We start from the raw sequence: 13202 nt of genomic DNA, 5'->3' as shown, positions 1-13202 counted from the left end.
CACTTATGAATAGATAGAGAAATATGAAAAATACAATTAATATAGTGTTATTTCTACTTCTGGCAGCAGTGGGGAAAGCGCAGAATCTTTCCTCACCGGACGGTAATTTATTACTGAAGACAGGAGTAGAAAGGGGAATTCCCTATTACGAGCTTTCTTACAAAGGTAAAGCTGTGCTTGCACCGAGTCGTCTCGGATTGGATATTAAATATGAACGTGGATTAATGAACGATTTCAGTGTGAAATCGGTACAGACGGATTCATTGGACGAATCGTGGAAACCGGTATGGGGTGAGCAATCGCTTATCCGTAACCATTATAACGAAATGCTGCTTACCTTGGAACAAGGTTTCAGCGGGCGCACGTTGAATATACGTTTTCGTCTCTTTAATGATGGTTTGGGATTTCGTTATGAGTTTCCCGAACAACCTACTTTGAATAAGTTCGTTATCAATGAGGAACTGACTCAGTTCAATTTGGCGCATGATTATACGGCTTTTTGTATGCCGGGTGATTATGACACCAATGAGTTTACCTACACCACAGCTCCTCTTTCTCAGATACGTGAAGAGATGCCTAAACAATCCGTGGCCATGAAGTCGTATGAAGCGAAATCGGCGGGTGATTTGATAATACAGACGCCTCTGATGCTGAAAGGGAGTAACGGATTGTACATTAATATCCATGAAGCTGCTTTGGTGGATTACGCAGCTATGGAATTGAATGTAAATGATAAGTCTTTTTGTTTGACTGCCTGCTTGGTACCGGATAAAAACGGTGATAAAGGTTTCTTGCAAACCCCTTGCTTCTCGCCTTGGCGCACAGTGGTAGTAAGTGATGACGCAAGGAATATCCTTGCCAGTAAGCTGATTCTGAATCTGAATGAGCCTTGCGGATATGCAGATACATCTTGGATTAAGCCGATGAAATATATCGGTGTATGGTGGGAGATGTTTATCGGGACAGGGAAAGATTGGGCATACAGCAGTTATAATCGTGCAAAACCGGGAGTGACCGATTATAGCAAACTGACTCCTAATGGGCGTCATGCGGCCAATACCGATAATGTAAAAAGATATATTGACTTTGCTGCCAAACATGGTTTTGCCGCCGTATTGGTGGAGGGATGGAACGAAGGTTGGGAAGACTGGACGGCTTATACTAAAAATCGCCAGTTTAGTTTTACTTCTCCCTATCCGGATTTCGATGTAGATGAATTGCAACGGTATGCCCATGAAAAGGGGGTGCGTGTAATGATGCACGCATGAAACGTCTGCCAATGCCGCTGATTATGAACGACAATTGGATGATGCTTTCAAATTTATGGTGAATCATGGTTATAATGCAGTAAAAACGGGTTATGTAGGCCCTATAATTCCGCGTTGCGAATATCATGCTTCGCAATGGATGAATAATCATTATATACATGTGGCAAAGCGCGCAGCGGATTTTAATATTATGGTAAACAGTCACGAAGCTGTACGTCCTACAGGGTTGTGCCGTACTTATCCAAACTGGTTGGCGCAGGAATCTGCCCGTGGAACCGAATTTGAATCAATGGGCGGTAATCCGGTGGATCACACTACTATTTTACCTTTTACCCGTTTAATGGGCGGACCGATGGATTATACTCCGGGTATCTTTCAGGGAGATTTGAGTTATTACGAGAACGGTTATAAAAAGGATCAGCAGGCACGTACTACACTGGCCCGTCAATTGGCTTTGTATTGTACTATGTATAGTCCGCTCCAAATGGCTGCGGATTTGCCTGAGAATTACGAACGTTTTATAGATGCATTCCAGTTTATCAAGGATGTGGCGGTAGATTGGGATGAAAGCAGGTATTTGGAAGCCGAACCGGGTGATTATATCACTGTAGCACGACGTGCCAAAGGTACAAATAATTGGTTTGTAGGCTGTACAGCCGATGAGAATGGACATGTATCCAATCTTAAACTTGATTTTTTGATTCCCGGTAAGAAGTATATCGCTACTGTTTATGCCGATGCAAAAGATGCCGATTGGAAGAAAAATCCGCAGGCTTATGTTATTCGCAAAGGGATTGCTACTTCCAAAACCAAACTGAAACTTAGGGCGGCTTCGGGTGGAGGCTATGCCATTAGTTTGATAGAAGTGCAAGATAAAGCAGAGTTAAGGAAAATGAAAAGTTTACCAACTAATATTTATTGAAAAATGAGACGAATAGGATTATGTAAATTCAATGCTTTACTTCTCTTGGCAGGACTATGCGTGATGGGCAGTTGTGCCGAAGACGAATTACCGGCACCGATGAAGAAAGCGCGGACTGTGGTAAAACTTACGGCAGATTGGTCGGAATGTTCTTCGGCAGTACCGGCGAAATATATGGTGCGTATAGGCAATGAGACACAGGAAGTAACCGGTAATGTAAATAGTTTTTTATTGCTCTCCACAAGTGATTATGGCATGGTGGCGTATAATGAACCGCAAGGAGTTAGTGTTAACGGTAATATAGCTACCCTGAATACGGCCGTTACAAGGAGTGAGGGAAGTTCTGTCGTTACAGGTAATCCCGATGATTTATTTTCTGTTTCGGAGGATTTAGTACAGGATGAACTACTTGCTTTGACAGGAGATACATTGCGGCTGACTGTAAAGATGCAACAGCGTACACGTCAAGTTAATATAACAATGGATACCGATGTGGAGAGTATTAAATCGGTGACAGGTATGCTGGATAATGTAGTTTCGAGTATAGACCTAACTACCGGTGAACTGCTGAGTGTGGCTAAAGCTTCTGTCAGTTTTACTGCGTCACCGGTAGCAGAAGGTGAGGCAAGTATGCGGCTCAAAGGTACTGTGCGTCTATTGGGGGTATCTCAAGAAAAAGCCCAGCGGCAGATAATGACGGTGGAGATAACTAAAGAAGATGAAACAACTGAGACAATAACTACCGACCTTACTGAAGTATTGTCTAAACTTGACGAAGGCGGTAATACGCCGTTGGATATAGAAGGAAGAGGTGGGTTCAACGGTAATGTCATAAATTGGGTTGTGGAAGAAAAAGGAGATTTAGATTGGTTAAAATAATTAAGAACTTTAAAGACTTAAGCAATGAAAAAGAACACATGTTTTGTTATGCTGGCTGCTTTGATGATGGCAGGTTGCAACAATGAAATAGACGAACAGGTAATGGATAGCAGACGGGTACCACTGCAAATAAATGGTGATATCAATATGCTGATGACACGTGCGGCAGATGACCATTGGGATGAGAAGGACGCTATCGGTGTGTATATGGTAAGTGCAGAAAATAGCATAGTAGGTGATGTAAGTAATTATCGTTATGTAGTAATTGATAAGAACAATGGTAATTTTTCTCCTGACGGGGAAACTAATACGGCTTATTTTCCCGAAAGTGATGATGTTGTGAATGTAGTGGCTTATTATCCGCAAGGAAATGTAGTTGAAAATAAATTATCGTTGGATTTAGCTAATCAGGATGAGCAGCCACGTATAGATTTAATGTCAGCAAAAGCAGAAGGTGCAAGTAAAAGTACTCCTATTATTAATCTTGGATTTAAACACCGTTTGACTAAACTTTTTTTTGAAATAGAAGGTGATGTCAATACCGATGGTATATATGCTGCAATAGGCAATCAATATACTGATATTCAGTATGATATTTTGAATGATAAGTTGTTGATTGCTGATGGGAGTGAAAAAAAAGACATAGTTATGAAATATTGGAATTTGAGTAATTATCGTTTTACAGAAGCTATTGTGTTACCCAATGAAGAAAACAATAGTGCAGAAGATCGTAAATTGACATTTCAATTGAATGAAAAAATATTTAATGCGACGATTAGTAACAGTACTACATTTGAAGCTGGTAAGAAGTATACTTATAAAGTTAAATTTGAAACAACTCCTTCAGGAAATATAAATGTAAGTATTACAGGAGTAAGCATTAAGAATTGGGACGATGGTGATATAAGTGATGATAATATAATAGTTCCTGGAACATTGAAATTTGATAGATTATACTTGGCAAGTGGTTTCACGGATTGGGGACGGCCGTATGAAATGATGAAAAGCGAAGATGGGAAAACCTTTACTTGGACAGGAAATGTAAAAGATGATAACCAAGAAATGAAATTTGCTCTCCTTCAACAAAGTATTATTGGAGATGTACAATTAATGCCTAATATGAATGGAACAACTAATAAAGAAGTAGAATTAAATGTGGAAATGAATGCATATCCTGTGATATATTATGATAATGAATCCATTAAACGTGATAATAAGTGGGTGATAAAAGAAAAAGGTACATATACTGTCACTGTTAATGTGGAAACTATGAAAGTAGAAGTGGAAAAGTTAGATGTTGTTTATTTGGTTGGAAGTGTTTTATCAGTGGAAGAGGGTGAAAATCAAAACAATGGTTATGATTTGAAAAGAGCTCCCTATTTTACAAAGATAGATAACGATAAATATGAATTGATAATCAACTTGCATGAGGGTGACTTTAAAATACTCTCCAAAATAGAATATACTAATACTAATGATGATTATTATGCTCCTGAGGCAAATACTCCATTTGTAACAGGAAGTAACATGAATGTAGATTGTCGTCAGGAGAATGGTAAAGATTACAAATGGCAAGTAACTGAAGCCCAAACCGGTACTTATAAACTCACTCTGAATACTTCCGAATTGGAAAATGTAACATTAACCGCAGAGAAATTATAATCAGCAACAACTGAATCAACAGGGTGAAATAACAGTTTTCAGGATTTTATAAAAAGCTTATATCCTCATTCATAAATACATGTCTATATTAACGGAATAATCTATGAATGAGGATATTTTTTGTACTATTAAAAGCCTTTTAATAAAGGCTCATATAGTAAAGGGGCGGGGAGGTATAATCAAGGAATAGACATAGGTTATACAAACTGTCAGTTAGTGATATGAATTCAGATAAATCATACAGATTTATTTATTATTTACTTAAACAGGTACTTTTGAATATGAAACAAACTTTTCAAATGATAGTATTGGTAACTTGTGCGTTGTTTATGGCACTGACGGTGCAAGCGCAGAATGCTACCAAGGTTTACCAACAGGTTTCTCCGGACAATAATGTCCATCTTTCTTTTGAACTGCAAGAAAAAGGCAAACCCTCTTATTCTTTACAATACAAGAAATCTCAGGTTATCAATCCCAGTACCTTGGGCCTTGAACTGAACGGGCAGGAAAGCTTGCAGGAGGGATTTGAAGTAGTAAATACCTCTACATCTTCGTTCGATGAAACTTGGCAACCGGTGTGGGGAGAGAATAAGGATATACGTAATCATTATAACGAACTGCTGGTGGAACTGAAGCAAACATCGACCGGCCGTTTTATGAATCTTCGTTTCCGCGTGTACGACGATGGGATAGGCTTTCGTTACGAATTCCCTCAGCAGAGGAATTTAGTCTATTTCGTTGTCAGGGAGGAGCATTCGCAGTTTGCCATGAGCGGTGACCATACTGCATGGTGGATTCCGGGAGATTATGATACACAAGAATATGATTATACGGAGTCTAAACTTTCCGAAATCCGCGGGTTGCTGCAAGGCGCTGTCAGCGGTAATGCTTCGCAGACTGTTTTCTCGCCTACCGGTGTGCAGACTTCCCTTCAGATGAAAACGGCCGAAGGACTTTATATCAATTTGCACGAGGCTGCGTTGGTTGATTATTCATGCATGCATCTTAATCTGGATGATAAGAATTTAATATTCGAATCATGGCTGACTCCGGATGCGGTAGGAAACAAAGCATATATGCAGAGTCCTTGCCATACTCCTTGGCGTACGGTGATGGTGAGTGACGACGCACGGAAGATATTGGCATCGAATCTTATTCTTAACCTGAATGAGCCTTGTAAATATGAAGATACTTCTTGGATTAAGCCGGTGAAGTACATCGGTGTGTGGTGGGAAATGATTGCCGGTGGAAAGCCATGGGCGTATACTTGGGATATTCCTTCGGTGAAACTCGATGAAACGGATTATACCGGGGTGAAACCCAACGGGGTCCATCCGGCTAACAATGCTAATGTAAAGAAGTATATTGATTTTGCCGCCGAACATGGCTTCGACCAAGTATTGGTGGAAGGCTGGAATATTGGTTGGGAAGATTGGTTTGGCAATTCTAAAGATTATGTTTTCGACTTCCAAACTCCTTATCCCGATTTTGATATTAAAATGCTGAATGAATATGCTCATTCAAAAGGGGTGAAACTGATGATGCACCACGAAACATCATCCTCTGTACGTAACTACGAACGGCATATGGAAGCGGCTTATCAGCTGATGAATAAATATGGATATAACTCGGTCAAGAGTGGTTATGTGGGGAATATGATTCCCCGCGGAGAACATCATTACGGACAGTGGCTTAATAATCATTATCTGTATGCTGTGACTGAAGCTGCGAAGCATCGTATCATGGTTAATGCCCATGAGGCAGTACGTCCTACGGGACTTTGTCGCACGTATCCAAACCTGATTGGTAATGAGTCTGCCAGAGGTACGGAATACGAGGCTTTTGCCGGTAACAAACCTTTTCATACCACTGTGCTTCCGTTTACTCGTCTGCAAGGCGGCCCGATGGATTATACCCCTGGTATTTTCGAAATGGATATGAATAAATTGAATCCCAACAGTCATTCTCATGTAAACTCCACTCTTGCGCGTCAACTGGCATTGTATGTCACTATGTATAGCCCTTTGCAAATGGCTGCCGACCTTCCGGAGAATTACGAACGTTTTATGGATGCTTTTCAGTTCATCAAGGATGTAGCGGTAGATTGGGATGAAAGCCGTTATCTTGAAGCCGAACCGGGACGTTATATTGTGGTTGCCCGTAAGGCTAAGGGAACGGATAATTGGTTTGTAGGCTGCACCAGTAACGAGGACGGTCATATTTCAGCATTGAAGTTGGACTTCCTTGATAAGGATAAGAAGTATATTGCCATTGTCTATGAAGACAGTAAGGATGCCCATTATCGAACTAATCCTCAAGCTTATACCATTCGGAAAGGAATTGTGTCGGCCAAATCTGTATTGAAAATGAAAGCAGCGCCGGGTGGCGGTTATGCTATCAGTATCATGGAAGTTACGGATAAGGCTGCAATGAAAGGAGTGAAGAATCTGAAATAATATTTTAATTGAAACATTGAATGCCCAATGAATGGATTTAAGAAATCTTCTTCTCAAAAGAAACCCTTGTTGCAAGGGTTTCTTTTGAATTTTAAAAAGGGGAAAACAATTATTTGTTTGGTTGCCCTACTAATGCTGGCAACCGCAAAGACTTCAGCGTCCGATAATAATCCGGTTGCCAATCCTGAAGCGGTGGTGATTTGCGGAAAAGCGCGCTTCACTGTTCTTACACCGGAGATGATTCGCATTGAATACAGTGCTAAAGGTATATTTGAGGACCAAGCTACGTTTACCGTAACCAATCGTAGACTGAAGGTGCCACGTTTCAGGAAGAGGGAAGACAATACGTATTTGTATATAGTTACCGATAAGGTAAGGTTGAGATATCGCAAAAGTACAAATCCGGTGACAACTCCTGCGTCTCCTGAAAATCTGACCATAACTATCGATAACAATGGATGTGAGTCTGTGTGGTATCCCGGTAAATCAGATTCGTTGAATCTTAAAGGTACCTGCCGCACTCTTGACGGAAGTAATGGAGATAATAAGCGTGCCGAAATGGAGAACGGATTGATATCACGTTCCGGATGGGCTGTCATAGACGATTCATGGGCTGCCATACGCTCTGACGGTGGGCGTTCTTATGCTCTCCGGCCCAATGCGGATATGGAGTTTGACTGGTGGGCGGAACGCTCCGATACGGATGCTCTTGACATCTATTATCTGGGTTATGGTAATGATTATAAGAAAGCTATTTCCGACTACACTAAAATTGCGGGTAAGATACCATTGCCGCCCGATTATGTATTCGGATATTGGTATAGCAAATACTCTGCTTATTCGGCAGATGACTACCGCCGGATTATGTCTGAAATCAAGGATAATAAGATTCCTGCCGATGTAATGATTCTGGATATGGATTGGCACTGGAACGTAGGAAATGGACAATCCGGAGATAAAGGTGGTTGGACAGGATGGTCGTGGAATACCAATCTGATTCCGAATCCTAAGGGCTTGCTCCGGGATATTCATGATAATAATTTTAAGATTGCCCTTAATCTTCATCCTGCCGACGGTATAAACAAGAATGAATCGCCTGTCTATTTCGCGGCAATGAACTCGGAACTTAACGGTAAGTATCTTAACGACAAAAAAGATAATATCTCTTGGAGCATTGACTATACGGATTTTACAAAATCATTCTTTAAAAATATCATCCGTAATCACGAAAGTGAGGGAGTTGACTTCTGGTGGATTGACTGGCAGCAACATCTTACAAGCAATGATACTTACGGATTGAGTGAAACATTCTGGTGCAATCATATATTCTTTAACGATATGGTGAGAAAACGTACAGACCGCAGACCTGTAATTTTCCACCGTTGGGGAGGCTTGGGCAGCCATCGTTATCAGATTGGTTTTTCGGGCGATGCTCTTATAAACTTTCAGACTCTTGGCTTCCAACCTTATTTTACGGCTACAGCTTCGAATGTAGGGTATGGCTATTGGGGGCACGATCTTGGCGGACATGCATTCACAGATGAGAGTATTGTAAATGATCCGGAACTTGTACTTCGTTGGATACAATTCGGAGTGTTTACACCGATTTTCCGTACGCATGCGACAAACGATGCACGCATAGAACGTCGAATTTGGAAATTTGATAATTTTCCGACGATGCTTGAGGCGGTACGGCTTCGCTACTCGCTTTTTCCCTATCTCTACACTATGGCCCGTAAAGCTTATGATACCGGTATATCTGTTTGCCGTCCTCTGTATTATGAATATCCGGAGAGTGAGGAAGCTTATGTTTATGAGAACGAGTATTTTTTCGGTGATGATATCCTTGTAGTTCCTATCACTGAAGCTGCTGTTGAGGGTATCAGTGCCAAGGAAATCTGGTTTCCTGAAGGAAAATGGTGGAGCGTATCTACCAATGAACTTATTGAGGGACCGTGTAAAAAGGTTATGAATTTCACACACGAGCAAATACCCTATTTTTTCAGACAAGGGGCTATCATACCCTACAACCCTCCTACTGTAATGAATGTTACCGAACGTCCGGATAATCTAATCCTGAATATTGTAGCCGGTTCTGATGGTGAAAGTTCTTTATATGAAGACAGTGGAAATAATAGTGATTATGCCACTATGTACTCTACAACAGCTCTGAAACAAATAGCTGATGGAAATAGAGGTAAGTATATTATTTCTGCACGTCGGGGTAATTATAAGGGTGGCGCGTCTGTACGTTCATATACGTTGCGGATATTTGATACTGCCGCACCCGTATCCGTAAAGGTGAACGGTAATACTGCTGTATCGTATGTTTATGACAAAGATAAAAGATGTACTACGGTCGAGGTTCCTGCCATAAAATGCTCCACAGGAGTTAAAGTTGAAGTTATCTATTCTTTCGAATAGATAACTTCAAATCTGTTTTTGAATACGCTATTGTCGAAAGATATTTTTCGGCAGTTGCATTTTTTATAATGTTCGCTTTTGCGCGGACAGTTGTTCGGAAATGAACACAGCTTTGTTTTAGATAATCGTTGATTATCAGTCGTTTATAAGTTTGGCACAGCAATTGACTATATATAGCCGAAGGCGCTCGGCAAAGAAAGCCTGAATAACTCAAACTAATAATAACAATAAAAACATAACGATTATGAAGACAAATGTAATTCTTAAGGCAGTGGTAATGGTAGCGGTAGTAATGGCAAGCGTATTAAACTTCTCTGCGAATGCAATGAATCCTACGGATTACGTAAAGAACGAAGAAATGAGCGGCGAACTGGTAACAGCCCGGACAATCTTCCGTAATGAGGATGGTTATTTATTCCGTCACCTGCGTTATACTTATGGCTATGACAATGAGAATCGTGTAATCAGCAAAGAAGCTTCCAAATGGGACAGTGTAAAAGAAGCGTGGGTTCCTTACTTCAAGCTGGATATCGAATATACGGGTGATGAGGTTTCTTTGAGCTATGCCCGTTGGAACTCCAAGGACAATGCTTACAATGATAATATTGAAACCAGCGTTTACGAACTGAATCACAATGACGCTACTTTGATGCTGGCAAGTGTGAAATGAAACATACAGGCATAAAAAAAGGAGTACCGCTGTACTCCAACCTTTGTTAACCTTAAATCTAATACTATGAAAAACACATTGCAAAGGTACGGACTTTTGGGAAATCTCCAAATAAAACAAATAAAAAAGTGTGTTTTATAACACGTTTTAGCAAAAATACCCACTTTGTTAAGGCTTACTAAGGATTTAAACCCTCTACATACGTATTTTCTAAAAAAGGATTATCTTTGTCCTGCTTAATCAAATTACATTAAAACTCTAAACAGATACCGCTGTGAACGAAGATATTGTCCTTACCCCGATGATGAAACAGTTCCTTGACTTGAAGGCGAAACATCCCGATGCCGTCATGCTGTTTCGTTGTGGCGACTTCTATGAGACTTATTCCACCGATGCTATTGTAGCTTCTGAAATCTTAGGCATTACCCTGACAAAGCGTGCCAATGGCAAAGGGAAAACGATTGAAATGGCCGGTTTTCCTCATCATGCGCTCGATACGTATCTGCCCAAGCTGATACGTGCAGGCAAGCGCGTAGCCATTTGCGACCAGCTGGAAGACCCGAAGCTCACCAAGAAACTGGTGAAACGCGGTATCACCGAGTTGGTAACACCGGGCGTGTCCATTAACGACAACGTACTGAATTACCGGGAAAACAACTTCCTTGCCGCCGTTCACTTCGGTAAAGGCGCTTGCGGCGTGGCATTTCTGGACATCTCTACGGGTGAGTTCCTGACCGCCGAAGGGCCTTTCGACTATGTGGACAAGCTGTTGAATAACTTTGCTCCGAAAGAAGTGCTTTTTGAACGTGGCCGTCGGGGAATGTTTGAGGGTAACTTCGGCAGCAAGTTCTTTACATTCGAGCTGGAAGACTGGGTATTTACGGAAACCACCGCCCGCGAGAAGCTGCTGAAACACTTTGAAGTAAAGAATTTGAAAGGATTCGGCGTGGAACACCTCAAGAACGGTATCATTGCTTCGGGGGCTGTCTTGCAGTACCTCATTCTGACGCAGCATACGCAGATAGGGCATATCACTTCGCTGGCGCGCATAGAAGAAGACAAATACGTCCGCCTGGATAAGTTTACGGTGCGCAGCCTGGAGCTGATGGGCAGTATGAACGACGGCGGCAGCAGCCTGTTGAACGTGATAGACAAAACTATCAGTCCGATGGGAGCCCGTCTGTTGAAGCGCTGGATGGTGTTCCCCCTGAAAGATGTGCAGCCTATTAATGAGCGATTGAACGTAGTGGAGTATTTCTTCCGCCAACCCGACTTCAAGGAACTGATTGAAGAGCAGTTGCATTTGATAGGTGACCTGGAACGTATCATCTCCAAAGTAGCCGTGGGGCGTGTCTCTCCTCGTGAGGTGGTTGCCTTGAAAGTAGCCTTGCAGGCAATCGAGCCTATTAAGGAAGCCTGTATGGATGCCGATAACGCCAGTCTGAACCACATTGGCGGGCAACTGGACATCTGCCGCGCCATTCGTGACCGCATCGATAAGGAAATCAACAACGATCCCCCGTTGCTCATCAATAAAGGCGGCGTGATAAAATCCGGCGTGAATGCCGAGCTGGACGAGTTGCGTCAGATAGCTTATTCCGGTAAGGACTATCTTTTGAAGGTACAGCAGCGGGAGAGCGAACAGACGGGGATTCCCAGCTTGAAGATAGGTTATAACAATGTGTTCGGTTACTATATCGAAGTGCGCAATGTGCACAAAGATAAAGTGCCGCAAGAATGGATTCGCAAGCAGACGCTGGTCAATGCCGAACGCTACATTACGCAGGAATTGAAAGAGTACGAAGAGAAGATACTCGGCGCTGAGGACAAAATACTGGTACTGGAAACACAGCTTTACACAGAGCTGGTACAATCGCTGAACGAGTTCATTTCCGCCATTCAGATTGACGCGAACCAGATAGCGCGTCTAGACTGTCTGCTTTCCTTTGCCACCGCGGCCCGCGAAAACAATTATATCCGTCCCGTAATCTCCGACGACGAGGTGCTGGAAATACGCCAGGGACGTCATCCGGTCATCGAGAAGCAGCTTCCGATAGGCGAGAAGTACATAGCGAACGATGTAATGCTGGACAGCAGCACGCAGCAGATAATCGTCATCACCGGTCCCAATATGGCGGGTAAGTCGGCGTTGCTCCGTCAGACCGCTTTGATTACGCTTATGGCGCAAATCGGCAGCTTCGTTCCGGCCGAAAGCGCGCATATCGGTTTGGTGGACAAGATATTTACCCGTGTGGGAGCCAGCGACAATATCTCCGTAGGCGAGTCTACGTTTATGGTGGAGATGAACGAGGCGGCGGACATATTGAACAACCTTTCTTCCCGCAGTCTGGTGCTCTTCGACGAATTGGGGCGCGGTACTTCTACTTACGACGGTATTTCCATTGCGTGGGCCATTGTGGAGTATATCCACGAACATCCGCGCGCCAAGGCGCGCACGCTCTTCGCCACGCACTACCATGAGCTGAATGAGATGGAAAAGTCCTTCAAGCGTATCAAGAACTATAACGTGTCGGTGAAGGAAGTCGACAATAAGGTCATTTTCCTGCGCAAATTGGAACGCGGCGGCAGTGAGCACTCCTTCGGTATCCATGTAGCCAAAATGGCCGGTATGCCCAAAAGTATTGTGAAACGCGCCGACGATATCTTGAAGCAGCTTGAGACGGATAATCGTCAGCAAGGTATATCGGGCAAGCCGATGGCCGAGGTGGGAGAGACGCGTGGCGGTATGCAGCTCAGCTTCTTCCAGCTTGACGACCCGATATTATGCCAGATACGCGACGAAATACTGAATCTCGATGTCAACAACCTGACACCGCTCGAAGCGTTGAATAAGCTGAATGACATTAAACGGATAGTCAAAGGAAAGTAGCCTGCGATATAGATTCTGTTTCAAAGGATGG

The 13202-nt window shown here is 42.6% G+C and carries 6 protein-coding genes and 1 pseudogene; all 7 read left to right on the top strand.

Features of this window, described 5'->3' with window-relative positions:
- Positions 1-23: 23 nt before the first annotated feature.
- A pseudogene (locus BHV73_RS09950) lies at positions 24-2190 on the top strand (glycoside hydrolase family 97 protein).
- Between the two features lie 3 nt (positions 2191-2193).
- Entirely contained in the window at positions 2194-3069 is an 876-nt protein-coding gene (locus tag BHV73_RS09945; protein ID WP_286738172.1) for a FimB/Mfa2 family fimbrial subunit, read from the top strand.
- A 24-nt stretch (positions 3070-3093) separates the two neighbouring features.
- Positions 3094-4731 carry a fimbrillin family protein gene (locus tag BHV73_RS09940; protein WP_286738169.1) on the top strand — a complete coding sequence of 546 codons (1638 nt, stop codon included), beginning with the start codon at positions 3094-3096 and terminating at the stop codon, positions 4729-4731.
- Between the two features lie 299 nt (positions 4732-5030).
- Positions 5031-7187: a glycoside hydrolase family 97 protein gene (locus BHV73_RS09935; protein WP_502686888.1), complete on the top strand. Its 2157-nt coding sequence runs from the start codon at positions 5031-5033 to the stop codon at positions 7185-7187.
- A gap of 117 nt (positions 7188-7304) precedes the next feature.
- Positions 7305-9611 carry a glycoside hydrolase family 31 protein gene (locus tag BHV73_RS09930; RefSeq protein WP_286738168.1) on the top strand — a complete coding sequence of 769 codons (2307 nt, stop codon included), beginning with the start codon at positions 7305-7307 and terminating at the stop codon, positions 9609-9611.
- A gap of 244 nt (positions 9612-9855) precedes the next feature.
- Positions 9856-10281 (top strand): DUF3836 domain-containing protein, encoded by a 426-nt coding sequence (locus tag BHV73_RS09925; RefSeq protein ID WP_009121961.1) that lies wholly within the window; start codon positions 9856-9858, stop codon positions 10279-10281.
- A gap of 274 nt (positions 10282-10555) precedes the next feature.
- The gene (gene mutS / locus BHV73_RS09920; protein WP_278425197.1) at positions 10556-13171 is read left to right on the top strand and encodes a DNA mismatch repair protein MutS; all 2616 of its coding nucleotides are present in this window, start codon (positions 10556-10558) and stop codon (positions 13169-13171) included.
- The last annotated feature ends 31 nt before the right edge of the window (positions 13172-13202 follow it).

Source organism: Bacteroides sp. 44_46, assembly GCF_001915465.1.
Lineage (GTDB): Bacteria > Bacteroidota > Bacteroidia > Bacteroidales > Bacteroidaceae > Bacteroides > Bacteroides clarus.
The sequence above is the reverse complement of the archived record's forward strand: the minus strand, read 5'-3'. Positions and strand labels throughout refer to the sequence as shown.